The sequence below is a fragment of the Shewanella sp. TC10 genome (genome assembly GCF_009663145.1).
Lineage (GTDB): Bacteria > Pseudomonadota > Gammaproteobacteria > Enterobacterales > Shewanellaceae > Shewanella.
This window is the reverse complement of the sequence record NZ_VKHR01000064.1, coordinates 14747-30271: the sequence shown is the minus strand read 5'-3', so window position 1 is coordinate 30271 and position 15525 is coordinate 14747. Positions and strand designations below refer to the sequence as shown.

Genomic DNA, 15525 nt, shown 5'->3' with positions numbered 1-15525 from the left:
CGTGGTGCTCTTTCCGATCTGATAAAAAAGTAATATTTTTTGCTATTGGTTTTGAAACATCAACACCAATGACTGCCGTGTTAATTGATCAGGCTGAAAAACAACAAATTGATAATTTGTTGTTTCATATCAACCATGTGTTAGTCCCACCAGCAATTGATGCTGTCATGGCGGATACACAAAGTAAAGTGAACGCTTTTATTGGCCCTGCACATGTCAGCGTTATCACTGGCGCTAAAATATATCGCCCTGCCGTTGAGCAATACAACACCCCTATTGTGGTATCAGGTTTTGAACCCGTCGATGTTATGGAATCTATTTTACGCATCGTGCAGCAAAAGCACGATGATAAAGCTGAGCTTGATATTCAATATAACCGTGCAGTTTCAGAAGATGGCAATCTCACAGCTCAAGCCCTGATAAACAAGTATTTAACCGTTAAAGAAAGTTTTAGATGGCGAGGTTTAGGTCCAATACCAGATTCGGCTCTGCGGCTTAAAGATGAGTTTAAACATCGCGATGCAGAAATCATTTTTAAGACTCAATTACCCTCAGAAGAAATTGACGACCATAAAGCATGTCAATGTGGCGATATACTTCGTGGACTTTCAAATCCACCAGATTGTAAGGTTTTCGGCCGCGGCTGCACCCCTGATAATCCACTAGGGAGTTGTATGGTGAGTTCAGAAGGTGCGTGTAATGCTTATTACCGATATGCAGGAGTGACTCATGCCAGTTAATAAATACGACCAAGTACAGTTAAGCCACGGCGGCGGTGGTAAAGAGATGAATGCTTTAATTAATAACTTATTTTTCAAGGCGTTTTCAAATCCAATTTTAGAATCTCAAGAAGATGCAGCTCAATTGCAGCTCTCAGGCGCAACGGCTTTTACCACTGACTCCTTTACGGTGGATCCCTTGTTCTTTGCTGGTGGTAATATTGGCAAATTAGCCATTGCAGGAACTGTTAACGATTTAGCCATGATGGGCGCAATTCCTGAATACTTAAGTTGCAGTTTTATCATCGAAGAAGGTTTTGCAATTCAAGACTTACAAACCATTGTGAATAGCATGGCAGAAGAAATGCAATACAGTGGTGCTCATATCGTTTGTGGTGACACCAAAGTCGTTCCTAAAGGCTGCGCAGATGGTATTTTTATTAATACTTCAGGTGTAGGCAAAATCATTAAGCAAGGCATTTCAGTTAATAACTTAGTTGCTGATGATGTGATTATTGTATCAAGAGATATTGGCAGACACGGCGCTGCAATTTTAATGGCTAGAGACAGCTTATCGTTAGAGTCAGAATTGACCAGTGATTGTGCCACTCTATGGCCAATTGTGGAGCAGCTAATTGCCGCCAATATTGAAATCCATGCCATGAGAGATGCAACCCGTGGCGGCCTGTCTGCAGTATTAAATGAGTGGGCTACAGCTTCTCAGGTTGGCATTGATATGGATGAAAAAAACATTCCAGTTTCATCTGAAGTACAAGGCTTATGCGAGCTATATGGCTTTGAGCCATTTGATCTAGCTAATGAAGGTACCTTTATAATCGCCCTGCCGCGAAGTGCAGCTGATAAAGCTCTAGAAATAATGACTCAATATTGTCACTGCGATCAAGCAGCTGTCATTGGTTATGTCACCGATGAGCATAACGGCAAGGTGGTGTTAAATACCCCCTGGGGAAGCAGTCGTTACTTAGATTTACCTCAGGGTGAATTACTGCCAAGGATCTGCTAATGCATGAGTATTCGATTGTGATGTCATTAATGGAGCAAATTGAACAATTAGCAAAAGATAATAACGCAAATAAGATAATCAGAGTTGATATCAAAGTGGGCGTATTAAGCGGAGTGGAACCGCATTTACTTCAAAACGCATTTGATACATTCAAGCTAGATTCTGTTTGTAATGATGCTCAATTAAACATGCTACTTCAGCCACTTGTGATTGAATGCCGTCATTGTAATCACAAAACGGAATTAACTGAAAGAAATGTCATTTGTCCTAACTGTAAAAGCCATGATACCCGTGTATTAGACGGTGAAGATATGATGCTAATGCAACTTGAAATGAATACTGTTACCGATTAAGCAAAAAAACTGATAGAAATTATTAATTACTAATGAATGAAGGATGACAACATGAAAGCTAAACTCACTGCTCTATTACTTGCTTTAAGTCCTACTCTTGCAATTGCACATGAAGGCCATGGTGGCATTGGACTATTTCATCATATGAGCGAATTAGTTCCTGCTGTAGTGCTTATCGCTATTGTAGCATTTGTTATTTATCGCAGAACTAAGTGATCTCAGTTTCGCAGAAATTAGAGTAGCGAATTTACACAAAATATATGGTACTAAAATAATTGTGCTTAGCTAATTATGATCATTAAAGCTCTTATTATTAGTCACTTCTTATGATTAAAGCAGTTATTAGAAGCTAAATGCTAGTATCAAAAAGTAAGTATCAACAAGCTAGTATCATAAAGCTTGTATTAAAGGATTAGTAAAGTATTAACTGTGTTATTAACAAAGCTCAAAATATTGGTCGCCTAAGCAGAGAAATTCAAAACATACATTGAATATATTTGCTCTGCTTATCACGTTTTAAATGTCTCCCCAGATAAAGGCAAATATTGATTCAAAGTTTAGATGAGTTAGGGCAACAACCTTTATAAGCAAACTTATCTACTGATTGCACTGAGATATAGATAAGTTACCCATTAAAAAGCCCATGTAGTAAAACTATACATGGGCTTTTTGATATAGAAATTTTACTAGTTCAATTTCAACTCTTTAATGCACTATCAATCATCGTTTGAGCCTGAGAAATAATATCTTGTAGATGACTCTCGCTAATAAAACTTTCAGCGTAGATTTTAAATAATGCTTCAGTTCCTGATGGACGAGCAGCAAACCAGCCGTTTTCAGTGGTGACTTTAATACCACCAATGGCCGCATTGTTTCCAGGAGCATGTGACAAAATAGCAGTAATGGTTTCACCCGCTAAAGTTTTATCAGTAAAGCTATCTGAAGATAATTTTTCAAATTTAGCTTTCTTCTTCAAACTAATCGGGCTATCTATACGGGTGTAAAAGCTTTGTCCAAACTGCTCAGTGAGTTCAACATAACGCTGCGCAGGAGTTTTACCTGTTACCGCTAAAATCTCAGCCGCCAACAATGCCAAGATGAAACCATCTTTGTCAGTACACCAAGTACTGCCGTCTCTATTTAAAAACGCCGCACCTGCACTTTCTTCACCACCAAATGCAATACTGCTGTTAGCTAAGCCATCTACGAACCATTTAAAACCCACTGGCACTTCTAAACATTGACGCTCATGTGATTGACAAATTCTGTCAATAATCGCGCTAGAAACCAAGGTTTTGCCTATCGCTAAATCAGCAGACCAATCTTTGCGGTAAGTCAGAAGATAATCGATAGCTACGGCTAAATAATGGTTAGGATTCATTAAACCAAAACCTGGACACACGATGCCGTGTCTATCGTAGTCAGGATCGTTACCGACACACACATCAAAACTTTCACTATGGGCAAGTAAACCAGCCATGGCATAAGGTGATGAACAATCCATGCGAATTTTGCCATCTTTATCTAATGGCATAAATCCAAAGCTAGGATCGACTTTATCATTGACTAAAGTAATATCTAAGCCATGTTGCTTAGCAATATGAGACCAATAATAAATGCCAGAACCGCCTAATGGATCTACGCCAATACGAATGTTAGCTTTAGCAATGGCTTGCATATCAATCACACTTGAAAGAGAATTCACGTATGGAGCAATAAAATCGACTTCATCAATCCAGCCAGACTCAAGTGCTACACCATAATTAACCTTTTTAACGCCTGATAACTGTTGTGCTAAATACTCGTTCGCTTGAGATTCGATTAATTTGGTAATCTCAGCTTCAGCAGGCCCGCCATGAGGTGGATTATACTTAATACCACCATCTTGCGGAGGATTGTGGGAAGGAGTAATTATCAAGCCATCAGTGAGTTCAACACCATTTTCAGTGGCCGAAACATTTGCAGCTTCATTTGCTGATATAATGGCTTGAGATACCACAGGCGTTGGTGTGAAACCATCATCTTGCTGAACTTTTACCGCGACTTGATTTGCCGTTAGCACTTCTAGTACTGACATGTATGCAGCATAAGATAATGCATGAGTATCAAAACCAACAATCATCGGGCCTTTAATTCCGGCCTGTTGACGGTAATCGACCACAGCTTGAGTTATCGCCCAAATATGATTTTGATTGAAACTGGCTTTTAATGAACTTCCACGATGCCCAGAGGTGCCAAAAGTGACCTTTTGTTGTACATCCTCGACATTGGGGGTTATGCGATAATAATGACTCATCAACTTAGGTAAGTTGATCAAGTCCGATTGTAACGCGACTTTCCCTGCTCTATTGTGAATCGCCACCCCGAGTCTCCCTTTTAGATTTTAAATTCTTTGTGCAATGGATTTTGCCTGCTCTTCATTACAACCTAATTGCAATAACACTTCCGATAATATGGTGCGTTTTTTAGCAGTATTATTGTTGGTTGTTACCCAATAACCACTGTCTCCAATTTCCTTTGGATTAGCAGATTGGCTTGCTGACAACAGTTCAGCTTTAGAGCGTGCAAAATACAAACGTCCACGACCTTGAATCTTAAGTATTTGTTCAAAAGTGGCAGGCGTTAGCTTGGATAATGATTCTAATAAGAACATAAAGCGCCCTACGGCCCCTTTTTGTTGTGACAACATATGTTCATGTACAACGTCATTGAAGTTGATATCAGTTGGAACGACTTCTGCTTCTAGTTCTTCAGTTTCTACAGGCTCACTGTTATTAACTTCAACTTCGGTAGTTTCTTCAACCGGATCAGTATTAACGATTTCAGGTGTTGATTCTAGGCTAGGATGACTAATAGCTAGAGGCTCTGCAGGTTCAGCAGTATCAACAGAAAGATCTAATAGTCGACGTAAAATATCAGATGCACTTTCGCCAATACGTTCGGTTTTACTTGCAATATGACGATAGAGTTCTTCGTCAACCTCAATATATTTCATATTAGTCTTTGTCCTTTGGTCTTTAAAAGGTAAACCACCAACTACTTATTGTTCGATTTATACAACAACCAAAAATGTAAAGATTGATTGTTCTATATAGTGGCAGTCAAAAGATCGAATTTGATCGATCAAATTATTATTAACAGTCTACCCATCTGTCACAATAGTTAAAGGGTAAAAGTCACTAAATCTTTCAAATTTAGCCAATTTCAATAAAACAATGAGCTGGTGGATTGTTTAATGAACATATGATCTTGGCTTAATTAATTTCGTTACTTGAAATTTGATCTAATTTACAGGCAAAATCACCGCCTCATTGATTGCGATAACGGATAAAAGCCTCATGCATTATGTTTCTTCTGGCGAAGGCCAACCAGTCATCTTGATACACGGGCTATTTGGTAATTTAGATAATCTTAAAAATCTTGCTAGTACATTAGAACAAAATTACCAAGTCATTCGTGTCGACTTACCCAATCACGGTAAAAGTGAGCACTGGGATTTTATGGATTACCCTCTCCTAGCTGAAGAGTGTGTGAGTTTATTGAAAGACCTCAACCTGTCTGAAGCTCACTTTGTCGGTCATTCTATGGGCGGAAAAGTTGCTATGGCGCTAGCTTTGTTGCACCCAGAGATGGTTACAAGCTTAGTTGTCGCAGATATTGCTCCAGTATCTTACAGTCCACGCCATCAAAAGGTGTTCGCCGGCCTAACTAGCATGCCAATGGTTGAAGTCACATCGAGAAGTGCTGCACTCGAGCATTTAATCAACGCCGACATTGATCTAGGGACGGCACAGTTTTTATTAAAGAACTTACAACGAGCCGACAATGGTTTTGAATGGAAAATGAACCTTGATGGTTTGATTGAAAACTACCCTCATATAATTGGCTGGGAAATACCGCAAGCTGTTTATAACAAACCATGCTTTTTTATTCGTGGTGGCGAGTCAGAATATGTTTTAGCAGAGCACACTGATGCAATTATGAAACAATTTCCTCAAGTAACTGCAAAGACGATAAATGGCACAGGTCATTGGTTACATGCACAAAAGCCAGAAATTTTTAATCGCTTGGTCGGAGAGTTTATTGATAAACACCAAAGTTAACGTTCAATTGATGTCGCTTACGTAAACGACTCTGTAAATTTACAAAAATGAACTAGGCAGATATAGCCCACGTATCATCATTGTGGTATATTCCCGCCCTCTTTTAGCCTTAAAGTAAAACTGAAGGTAAAAACATGTTGAATCAATACATGGATCAAATTGAGACTCTCGGTCTAAACTTGTTTTTTGCTTTAATATTTTTCTTTATCGGCATGGCAATTCACGATGTACTCAAACAAGGTAAAGTGCCTAAGTTTGGTCGATATATCGTTTGGTTAGTATTATTCCTTGGCTGTGCCGGGTTTGTAGCAAAAGGTATTATTCAGATGACCTGGGAAGGCTCAGGCATCGGTTAAACAAAACGATGGCAAAAGAATCAACAGATAGAACAACGATTGACCTGTTTGCTTCTGAAAAACGTCGTGGACGTCCAAGAAGCAATCCCCTAAGTCGGGAACAACAGCTAAAAATCAACAAGCGTAATCAGATCCAACGTGATCGCGCTAATGGATTAAAACGAATAGAGTTAAAGGTGTCACAAGTTTTGTATGACGCCTTGAACGAACAAGCATTGGCCAGTAACATCAGCCGTAGCCAGTTAATCGAATTAATCCTGCAACAACAAATCGACAACTGAACCATTTTTTATAATTCGCAAAGCGAACTAGATATTTAAAGGATAGCCAATGGCAACTGTAGGTCTTTTTTTCGGTAGTGACACTGGTAACACCGAGGCTGTAGCCAAAATGATCCAGAAGAAACTGGGTAAGCAAATGGTAGATGTTAAAGACATCGCCAAAAGCACAAAAGAACAAATCGCTGAATTCGATTTACTTCTTTTTGGTATTCCAACTTGGTATTACGGTGAAGCACAATGTGATTGGGATGATTTTTTCCCAGAACTTGAGCAAGTAGACTTTACTGACAAGTTAGTTGCAATCTTTGGTTGTGGTGATCAGGAAGATTATGCTGAATACTTCCTTGATGCCATGGGCATGGTAGGTGACATTGTTTCTGAACGTGGTGGTATCATTATTGGTAACTGGCCAACTGAAGGTTACGACTTTGAAGCTTCTAAAGGCTTAGTAGATGATAAGCACTTTGTTGGTTTAGGGATTGATGAAGATCGTCAACCAGAACTAACTGAAGAGCGTGTAGACGCTTGGGTTAAGCAGATTTATGAAGAAATGTGCTTAGCTGAATTAGAAGACTAATTAGGTTAGTGATGGGCTATTAGTTAGTAACTGTACTAATCGTTAGTGCCTTACTAAACAATAAAAAAGCGGCAATGGCCGCTTTTTTTGAACCTGGTATTTTTTTAACCTGATACTTTTTAACCTGAGAATTAATTAAAAGATTCACTCAAACTTTTCTATTTATCCCGTGAGTGTATTTTGAAAGCATAATCGTTTAAGGCAAGCCAACATGTCCTTTGATACACCAGCAGCCGGTTCATATAAATCACCCCATTGGGATATATTCTGTATTGTCGTGGATAACTACGGTGATATTGGCGTAACCTGGCGCCTTGCAAAACAATTAGCAGCAGAATACCAAATTGATATTAATTTATGGGTTGATGACCTAAACAGTTTTTCACATATTTTGCCTGAACTCGATAAGACATTATCTCAGCAACAATTCTTTGGTGTGAATATTTTTAAATGGAATAAGCCATTAGATATTTGCTATGAACCAGGGAACGTTGTAATAGAGGCTTTCGCCTGTGAATTACCATCACAAGTGTTATCAACTATTAATGAGTTGCATCAAGAAAGTAAAGCAAATGTCCAACAATCAATGACATCAAGTTTGTCATCACTTGAACCAACCGAAGCCACCAACGAAGCCGTAAACCAAGCTATTAAGGTCATCAGCAAACCACCTGTATGGCTAAACCTAGAGTATCTGTCAGCTGAAGACTGGGTAGATGGTTGTCATGGTTTACCTTCTATGCAAGTGAGCGGGATCAACAAACATTTTTATTTTCCGGGTTTTACATCTAAAAGTGGTGGGTTAATTTGTGAGTCTGATTTGTTTAATCAACGAGATAAATGGCAATCATCGGATACGAATAAATTAGCTTTATTTCAAAAGCTAGGATTAAGCGGTATAAAAGCCGATGACTTTGTTATCAGTGTATTCAGCTACGAGACACTTGCCCTAACCGCTTTGTGTGACTACTGGGCAAATACTGGCACTCAAGATAATTCAAAACAAACAAGCATTCACGCCTTAATACCATTAGGAAAAAGTTTAGCTAGTATTGAAAACCTGCTTAACACCCCACTTGATAAGATAACGGCGGGCCAACAATTTATCATAGGTAATTTGACTATTCATATATTGCCCATGACAGATCAAACCCAGTTTGACCGATTATTGTGGAGTTGTGATGTTAATATCGTTCGCGGAGAAGACTCGTTTTTGCGCGCACAGTGGGCCGCAAAACCGTTTATTTGGCACATATACCCGCAAGAAGATGATTATCATCTAGTAAAATTACAGGCTTTTGTTAATATCTACTGCTTGAACCTTGAAGCTGATGCTGCAAATGCTTGGTCTAAAACCAATTTTGCCTTCAATCAACAAGAATCCAATGTCGTAGAACATTGGCAACAACTAATTTCAGCCCAGTCGGCTTTACAGCAACATGCTAAACATTGGCCGATTGAAGCTAAAAAGGATGCAGATCTTGCTTCTCGACTGGTTGAATTTGTGAAAACCAGCTAAGATACTGCGCAATTAAAAATTAATACCTAAAACATAGGAATAAAGTAATGAAAACTGCTCATGAACTCCGTCCTGGTAACGTGATCATGTTAGATGGCAGCCCATGGGTTGTTCAAAAAACTGAAACAACTCGCTCTGGCCGTAACGCTGCAATCGTTAAAATGAAGCTTAAGAACGTTCTTTTAGACTCTACCACTGAAACCACCTTTAAAGGTGAAGACAAGATGGAAGACATTATCTTAGAGCGTCTAGATTGTACTTATTCTTACTATGCAGATCCTATGTATGTATTCATGGATGCAGAATATAACCAGTATGATGTTGAAGCTGACAACTTAGGTGATGCTGCGGCTTACATCGTTGACGGTATGGAAGAGCAATGCTCTGTTACTTTCTACGAAGGTAAAGCAATTTCAGTTGAACTGCCTGTCACCATCGTACGTGAAGTAACTTACACAGAGCCTGCTGCTCGTGGCGATACTTCAGGTAAAGTAATGAAGCCAGCAACCATTACTGGTGGCGGTACTGTTACTGTTGCTGAATTCGTTAAAATTGGCGATAAAATCGAAATCGATACTCGTACTAACGAATTTAAAAAGCGCGTTTAGTGCTCAAATAAATGAGTGTCTAATCGACAATAATGTAAAAGCCAGCAATCGCTGGCTTTTTTATTGTTTTTAGTTGCTTTTGTTTTTAGAAATAAACGAGTTAACGATAATTAATTCAATTAGTGACTTAAACTTTCAAACACCGCACTCTAAATCACATCGACTATAAAACAACCTCAAACCAAAATAATCATCTAAACTAAACCTCCCCAAACTAAATGCGCAGAACATAATACTGGCGAAGAGTCATTTTAAGATAAAAAATACTTTTATATCCCGATTAAATTCGTTATTGTTCGCAGACTTAAGTCGTATTAGTAAGGTTAAGCAAGTATGCGTCCCATCATCAAATCCAATAAACTCGATAGTGTGTGCTATGACATTCGTGGTCCTGTACATAAAGAAGCCAGACGTCTTGAAGACGAAGGTCACCGTATTTTAAAACTCAATATCGGTAACCCTGCCCCATTTGGATTTGAGGCCCCTGAAGAAATCGTTCGTGACGTGATTTTAAACTTACCAAGCGCGCAAGGATATTGTGAATCTAAAGGCTTATTCTCAGCCCGTAAAGCCATTGTGCAGCATTATCAGGCACAAGGGATCCATGGTATCGATATAGAAGACGTCTATATCGGTAATGGCGCATCAGAGTTAATCTGTATGGCACTACAAGGCTTATTAAATACTGACGATGAAGTATTAATCCCTTCGCCTGATTATCCCCTGTGGACAGCAGCAGCGAACCTTGCTGGTGGTAAAGCCGTTCACTATCGCTGTGATGAAGAGTCGGATTGGTTTCCTGACTTAGAAGACATTAAAAGTAAAATTACTTCACGTACTCGCGGCATAGTGATTATTAACCCTAATAACCCAACGGGTGCAGTTTACAGTAAAGAATTACTGTTAGATGTAATTGAGCTTTGTCGTCAACACGACATCATTTTATTTGCAGATGAGATTTACGATAAAATTTTATACGATGAGGCTGTTCATACCCATGCAGCATCACTTTCTGATGATATTTTAACGGTCACTTTTAATGGTTTATCAAAAGCCTACCGAGCTGCAGGTTTCCGTGTTGGTTGGATGGTGCTCAGTGGAAATCTAAAGTCTGCGGCAAACTACATTGAAGGTTTAGACATGCTCGCTTCAATGCGTTTATGCTCGAACGTACCCAACCAACACGCAATACAAACCGCTTTAGGTGGTTATCAAAGTATTAATGAGTTAATCCTGCCTAATGGCCGTTTAACAGCCCAACGTGATGTGTGTTTTGATGCATTAAATAGTATCCCAGGTGTAAGCGTTAAAAAGCCTAAAGGCGCATTATATGCATTCCCTAAGTTAGATATGAAAAAGTTTAACTTACGTGATGATGAGCGCTTAGTTTTAGACTTACTAAAATCTCAAAAAATACTATTAGTTCAAGGCACCGCGTTCAACTGGCCTGAGCCTGACCATGTCCGTGTGGTGTTTTTACCTCACAAAGAAGATCTATCAAAAGCATTAACTGATTTTGGTAATTTTTTAGAAGACTATTCCCAGTAGCCGCAATTATCACAATCGCCGCAATTGGTTTCTGATCCAATATGAAGCCACTGTAAAAGTTACAGTGGCTTTTTGTTTTATGATAAAGATAAAGTTGAATAGTGTGTGTTAAAGCAAAGGACTAAATAGATAAAAAACTTGTTCAATGAATCGTTTGTACATTGGACGCTGCTCCCACTCTTCTACAGTTAAAATATCAGAATCATCTATATAGCTTTGCAATAAAGCCCCTAACCTAGCTGCAAATTTAATGTCATCAACAGCCAAAGTTAATTCAAAATTTAACCACAAGCTGCGCATATCCATATTTACCGTACCTATCAGGCAGTGTTCATCATCAATAAGCACTGACTTAGTATGTAATAGGCCACCATTAAACTGATGTATATTAACCCCAGCATCTAATAGTTCAGTAAAGAATGAACTACTCGCCCACTTCACCATGGTGGAATCATTTTTACGAGGAATAATGATATTCACATCAACACCTCGTAAAGAGGCAGTCACTAGTGCATCCAGTAATTGCTCACTTGGTACAAAATATGGAGTCGTGATTACAATTTTCTGTTGCGCCTGATATAAACTTTGTAGCAGTACTTGATGTATCACTTCTTCTGGCATTCCTGGGCCTGAAGGAATGGCCTGAACTAAAGACGATGTATCGCTACATTGAGCTTCAGGCGGTTTGGCTGGCATAACCCGCTCGTTTGTTTCAACTTCCCAATCCCAAGCACTCACAGTGTTTAGGACTGGAACTACAGGGCCAGTTATTCTGACCATCATATCTATCCATTCACCAACACCGTCTGATTGCTTAAAACATTTAGGATCAACTAGATTCATCGATCCGGTATAACCAATACTATTATCAATCACGACGATTTTACGATGAAGACGTAAATCCATTCTCCTGAAAAACATTCTTAATGGACTCACTATTAGCGCCGCGACGACATTTATCCCAACAGCTTTCATTTGGTCAGGCCATTGAGATTTAAAAAACTGACGACTACCAGCTGCATCAAGCAGTAATTTAATTTCAACGCCGCGCTCAGCAGCTTTTATTAACGCTAAGGCCACTTCATCAGCTAAACCACCTGGATGCCAAATATAGAACTCTATATCGATAGTTGTTTTAGCTTCGTTTATGTCTTTAATGATAGAAGTTAAGATTTGCTCTGGAGTATGCTGGAGCACTAACTCGTTTGACATCAATGAGGGAATCGACAACTGTGCATCACATAACTTACTGATTGAATGTGCATATTCACTTTGTCTGTTCGGTTGGTGCGCGTTATGTTCATACAAAGAAGAAAACCATTCACCGTAGGGTTTATACATCCCTTTAGAGCGGCTAGAACGTGCTTTGCCTAAATGTAACTCACCAAACAACATGTAAGCGATCACACCCACAAAAGGTAAAAAGTAAATAATCAGCAGCCAAGAGAAAGATACCCCAACACTACGCCGCTTAATCACAATTCGTGTCGCCACGCCACCAAGTATTAACCAATAAAGGAAAACACCTAGTACAGCAATTATTTGGGTTAATTGGTCCATATGTATCTGATTCGCCCTAAGCTTTATAGTGAATTAGTAATAAATTAATAGTAAAGTTTGATTGTACTGAATATTCCATCAAAGGTCATAAATAGCGTAATCTGAAAACGATCTCTAAAGAATATTTACACATTGATAGCTAACTCAAACCGTTATTGGTAACAAACCGTTTTAAAGAGGTATTTTGAACACAAAGCAATTTAAGTACCCTTTAATACTATTATTCATTGTTGGGTTAATATTAACTTATTGTGGCTTTGTGGCTTCTTTAAATGGCAAAACTGAGGTAATGATGAGTGAACAACCGCCTTTTTTCGTATCGCAATGCTCCTCTCACTCATCTCCTGCTTCCTTAGATAGAAATGGAAAATTAAATATTGCTGTTTGGAATATATACAAGCAGAAGAAACTTAATTGGCAACCAGTGCTAACAGACTTAACCCAAAACAATGATTTAGTTCTACTTCAAGAAGCCAAATTAAACCTTACATTTCAACAATATTTAGAAGAAAATAAGTTTCATGTTGTTATGGCTAAAGGGTTTAGGTTGATGAATGTCCCAATGGGTGTCATGAATGTTTCTACCCAAGCTGCTAATGAAGCCTGCGCTTATCAAACTACTGAACCTTTAATTCGCTTTGCCAAATCAACGTTAGTCAGCCGTTACCCATTATCAACAAGAGAACAACTCCTAGTGATTAATTTACATGGGATTAATTTTGATGTGCGTTTAACAAGCTTTGAAGCGCAATTTAAACAAATCCTCAGTAAAGTTACCGCTCACCGTGGACCAGTCATTTTAGCAGGCGACTTTAATACTTGGCGTGATGGCCGCTTAGATATTGTTAAGCAATTAGCTCACGGATTGAGACTTGAAGAAGCGCAATACAAAGTTGATTTTAGAAAACGTGTTTTTGGACTTCCGTTAGATCACCTGTATTACCGAGGTTTACGTTTGGTAAGTGCAAATTCTGACCAAACGACTGCATCTGATCATAACCCAATTCAAACTCAATTTGAGTTGCTCCAATAACAAACTTTGGCTAACCCAGTTGTTAGGCTAAAAATCAATCTAAAAATTAATCTAAAAATTAATCTAAAACTGAGTAAATCATATCGATAGAGTTAAAACACTTTAAAGCAAATTAATCTTGGCTCATTGCATTTAAAACGATAAAAGTCTTCTTCAAAGTCTTGCTCACCCACAAACACCATCATTGCCTTTTTATCAGTGCCTTTCACTAAATCCCTAATTTGTTCTAGACGCTCAATAAATTGATTTAACACAGACTTTTGCCATTCTTGGGTGTTTAACTCTACAAAATAGGGTCTGATATTTTTCTTTTTACCTTCACTTTGTTGCCACCATCCTGCTGAAAGTTTGATAGAAATTAGCTGCTCTTCAACTTCAGGTTTTTCCCAAGACAAGGTGCTATAAAAGATTTTTTGTTCGGGCTTATCAGTTTGAAAACGAAATTTTTGTTTACCGATGGGATTAGCAATTTTTTGAAATATTTGCTGATATTGATTGCCAGATATTCCTGCAAAAATTAATTCGCGGTCTCGATCAAACGGAAAGTTGAAATATTGATCGACCAAGTTTTGAAATGAACTAGTGACATAGTTTTGTTTAGTTTTAGTACGTCCTGTATTTGCTAAAGAAGAACTGTTTTGAGAGCCAGTTAGCTTGGTATCAGTGCTGCCCGCATTAATAACCTTAGCTGATTTTACTGCAGCAAGACTAAATCGATTCGGGTAAGCGAGAGGAAAGCCCTCTTCTGTTGATATTCGACTCGTTTTAGCTTGTTCACGAATTTTAGACGTTGCTTTAGCATAGCAACCTGCTTCGTGTTCAGTATTTTTTCCGGTTTTAAAATAAGGTTTACGCAGGTTAACTGATTTTTTATAGGAACAAGGGATCAACGACACGCCGCATTCATCGCAAACAAATTGGTAAGACTTAACATTGTCTAAAACATATAAGTCCTCATTTGTGACGATTTTATTCAACTCAATACAACGGGCATCATCCATTTTTGCACTCTATAATCAATTCAATAAACTAGATTAAAACTAAGCCAATATTATTTCAAATTTTAGTTATAAAATATTGAATAAAAACAGATTGATTAGCTGGAGATCCGCGTTTAACTAAAGTAGTGTTGTTATTATAAGGCTTAACAAATTCCGATTTCAGTGAGTACAAACTCTCTAGGGGACGATGATGAAACCAAGTACATTTATGGCATGGATCACCCGCATGCCGCTACTCGAACGTTGGGCATTGATGCATTGTTTTCAAAAAGAAAACGTTTCTGAGCACTGTCATCAAGTTGCAGTTATCGCCCATTTACTGGTGGTGATTAAAAACAAACGTTTCGGGGGAAATTTAAACCCTGAAAAAGCTGCCACAATCGCACTTTACCATGAAGTATCAGAAACTAAGCTTCAAGATATTAATTCGAATACCAAATATCACAGCCCAGAATTTACCAAAGCATTTAAAAAGCTTGAAGATCTTGCAGAAAAAGAATGTTTAGCCTCGCTGCCTGAAGATTTACGAGAAGAAATGGAACCTTTATTAGTTCAATCTGAGGTAGACCCCGACTATAAAGCGATTGTGAAAGCCGCAGATATTCTACAAGCTTATGTAAAAACCATGAACGAGTTAAGATTCAACAACGACGAGTTCCATCACGTTAAAGACAATCTAGATAAAAAGCTCAATGAAATGCAGCAACAGTTACCTGAAGTTAAATGCTTCATCGATATATTTCTCGACAGCTGTACATCTACACTCGATAAACTGACTGAAAACGATCCACAGATATAAAACACTAGTTCAATTTAAGTTAAGCTTTATAAGACTATGCGCAA

The 15525-nt window shown here is 38.4% G+C and carries 17 protein-coding genes; 13 read left to right on the top strand and 4 right to left on the bottom strand.

From position 1 onward, the window contains the following. The 4 genes from hypD to FNZ24_RS21515 all read left to right on the top strand — a co-directional run. Positions 1–740, top strand: a 740-nt coding sequence (hypD, locus tag FNZ24_RS18125; RefSeq protein WP_153916241.1) for a hydrogenase formation protein HypD, incomplete at its 5' end; no start/stop codon positions are given. Beyond that, positions 730–1743, top strand: coding sequence for a hydrogenase expression/formation protein HypE (gene hypE, locus FNZ24_RS18120; RefSeq protein WP_153916240.1), 1014 nt, complete (start codon positions 730–732; stop codon positions 1741–1743). The genes hypD and hypE, both read left to right, overlap by 11 nt. After that, complete coding sequence (gene hypA / locus FNZ24_RS18115; RefSeq protein WP_153916239.1) at positions 1743–2096, top strand: hydrogenase maturation nickel metallochaperone HypA; 354 nt, start codon at positions 1743–1745, stop codon at positions 2094–2096. The genes hypE and hypA overlap by 1 nt, the downstream gene beginning before the upstream one ends. A 51-nt stretch (positions 2097–2147) precedes the next feature. Beyond that, positions 2148–2312 (top strand): hypothetical protein, encoded by a 165-nt coding sequence (locus tag FNZ24_RS21515; RefSeq protein WP_194945097.1) that lies wholly within the window; start codon positions 2148–2150, stop codon positions 2310–2312. A 481-nt stretch (positions 2313–2793) separates the two neighbouring features. Here the strand turns inward: FNZ24_RS21515 and pgm are convergent, their stop codons facing one another. After that, positions 2794–4458: a phosphoglucomutase (alpha-D-glucose-1,6-bisphosphate-dependent) gene (gene pgm / locus FNZ24_RS18110; protein WP_153916238.1), complete on the bottom strand. Its 1665-nt coding sequence runs from the start codon at positions 4456–4458 to the stop codon at positions 2794–2796. 21 nt (positions 4459–4479) lie between these two features. Next, positions 4480–5091, bottom strand: coding sequence for a replication initiation negative regulator SeqA (seqA, locus tag FNZ24_RS18105; RefSeq protein ID WP_153916237.1), 612 nt, complete (start codon positions 5089–5091; stop codon positions 4480–4482). 343 nt (positions 5092–5434) lie between these two features. On the opposite strand from seqA, the gene FNZ24_RS18100 reads away from it, so the two are divergent. The 7 genes from FNZ24_RS18100 to FNZ24_RS18070 all read left to right on the top strand — a co-directional run bounded on the left by FNZ24_RS18100 (position 5435) and on the right by FNZ24_RS18070 (position 11088). After that, positions 5435–6199: an alpha/beta fold hydrolase gene (locus FNZ24_RS18100; protein ID WP_153916236.1), complete on the top strand. Its 765-nt coding sequence runs from the start codon at positions 5435–5437 to the stop codon at positions 6197–6199. 134 nt (positions 6200–6333) lie between these two features. Next, a complete protein-coding gene (locus tag FNZ24_RS18095; RefSeq protein ID WP_102527253.1) occupies positions 6334–6555 on the top strand; it encodes a DUF2788 domain-containing protein in 222 nt (73 codons plus the stop codon). Between the two features lie 8 nt (positions 6556–6563). Beyond that, positions 6564–6836 carry a LexA regulated protein gene (gene ybfE, locus FNZ24_RS18090; RefSeq protein WP_055023987.1) on the top strand — a complete coding sequence of 91 codons (273 nt, stop codon included), beginning with the start codon at positions 6564–6566 and terminating at the stop codon, positions 6834–6836. A 49-nt stretch (positions 6837–6885) separates the two neighbouring features. Further along, positions 6886–7413, top strand: coding sequence for a flavodoxin FldA (fldA, locus tag FNZ24_RS18085; protein ID WP_153916235.1), 528 nt, complete (start codon positions 6886–6888; stop codon positions 7411–7413). 211 nt (positions 7414–7624) lie between these two features. Next, the gene (locus tag FNZ24_RS18080; protein WP_153916234.1) at positions 7625–8932 is read left to right on the top strand and encodes an elongation factor P maturation arginine rhamnosyltransferase EarP; all 1308 of its coding nucleotides are present in this window, start codon (positions 7625–7627) and stop codon (positions 8930–8932) included. A 47-nt stretch (positions 8933–8979) separates the two neighbouring features. After that, the gene (gene efp / locus FNZ24_RS18075; protein WP_055023990.1) at positions 8980–9540 is read left to right on the top strand and encodes an elongation factor P; all 561 of its coding nucleotides are present in this window, start codon (positions 8980–8982) and stop codon (positions 9538–9540) included. Between the two features lie 333 nt (positions 9541–9873). Continuing rightward, positions 9874–11088: a pyridoxal phosphate-dependent aminotransferase gene (locus FNZ24_RS18070; protein WP_153916233.1), complete on the top strand. Its 1215-nt coding sequence runs from the start codon at positions 9874–9876 to the stop codon at positions 11086–11088. Positions 11089–11196: 108 nt separating this feature from the next. Here the strand turns inward: FNZ24_RS18070 and cls are convergent, their stop codons facing one another. Continuing rightward, positions 11197–12648 (bottom strand): cardiolipin synthase, encoded by a 1452-nt coding sequence (gene cls / locus FNZ24_RS18065; protein ID WP_153916232.1) that lies wholly within the window; start codon positions 12646–12648, stop codon positions 11197–11199. Between the two features lie 184 nt (positions 12649–12832). On the opposite strand from cls, the gene FNZ24_RS18060 reads away from it, so the two are divergent. After that, on the top strand, positions 12833–13681 hold the full coding sequence (locus FNZ24_RS18060; RefSeq protein ID WP_267463737.1) for an endonuclease/exonuclease/phosphatase family protein: 849 nt from the start codon (positions 12833–12835) through the stop codon (positions 13679–13681). 92 nt (positions 13682–13773) lie between these two features. Here FNZ24_RS18060 and FNZ24_RS18055 read toward each other — a convergent pair whose 3' ends face one another. Beyond that, positions 13774–14682 (bottom strand): hypothetical protein, encoded by a 909-nt coding sequence (locus FNZ24_RS18055; protein ID WP_153916231.1) that lies wholly within the window; start codon positions 14680–14682, stop codon positions 13774–13776. 187 nt (positions 14683–14869) lie between these two features. On the opposite strand from FNZ24_RS18055, the gene yfbR reads away from it, so the two are divergent. Further along, on the top strand, positions 14870–15481 hold the full coding sequence (yfbR, locus tag FNZ24_RS18050; protein WP_153916230.1) for a 5'-deoxynucleotidase: 612 nt from the start codon (positions 14870–14872) through the stop codon (positions 15479–15481). The last annotated feature ends 44 nt before the right edge of the window (positions 15482–15525 follow it).

Coding starts and splice junctions, on each gene's coding strand:
- FNZ24_RS18070 (WP_153916233.1), top strand. CDS start 9,874: ATGCGTCCCATCATCAAATCCAATAAACTCGATAGTGTGTGCTATGAC.
- FNZ24_RS18080 (WP_153916234.1), top strand. CDS start 7,625: ATGTCCTTTGATACACCAGCAGCCGGTTCATATAAATCACCCCATTGG.
- fldA (WP_153916235.1), top strand. CDS start 6,886: ATGGCAACTGTAGGTCTTTTTTTCGGTAGTGACACTGGTAACACCGAG.
- ybfE (WP_055023987.1), top strand. CDS start 6,564: ATGGCAAAAGAATCAACAGATAGAACAACGATTGACCTGTTTGCTTCT.
- FNZ24_RS21515 (WP_194945097.1), top strand. CDS start 2,148: ATGAAAGCTAAACTCACTGCTCTATTACTTGCTTTAAGTCCTACTCTT.
- seqA (WP_153916237.1), bottom strand. CDS start 5,091: ATGAAATATATTGAGGTTGACGAAGAACTCTATCGTCATATTGCAAGT.
- efp (WP_055023990.1), top strand. CDS start 8,980: ATGAAAACTGCTCATGAACTCCGTCCTGGTAACGTGATCATGTTAGAT.
- hypE (WP_153916240.1), top strand. CDS start 730: ATGCCAGTTAATAAATACGACCAAGTACAGTTAAGCCACGGCGGCGGT.
- FNZ24_RS18055 (WP_153916231.1), bottom strand. CDS start 14,682: ATGGATGATGCCCGTTGTATTGAGTTGAATAAAATCGTCACAAATGAG.
- FNZ24_RS18100 (WP_153916236.1), top strand. CDS start 5,435: ATGCATTATGTTTCTTCTGGCGAAGGCCAACCAGTCATCTTGATACAC.
- cls (WP_153916232.1), bottom strand. CDS start 12,648: ATGGACCAATTAACCCAAATAATTGCTGTACTAGGTGTTTTCCTTTAT.
- hypA (WP_153916239.1), top strand. CDS start 1,743: ATGCATGAGTATTCGATTGTGATGTCATTAATGGAGCAAATTGAACAA.
- FNZ24_RS18095 (WP_102527253.1), top strand. CDS start 6,334: ATGTTGAATCAATACATGGATCAAATTGAGACTCTCGGTCTAAACTTG.
- yfbR (WP_153916230.1), top strand. CDS start 14,870: ATGATGAAACCAAGTACATTTATGGCATGGATCACCCGCATGCCGCTA.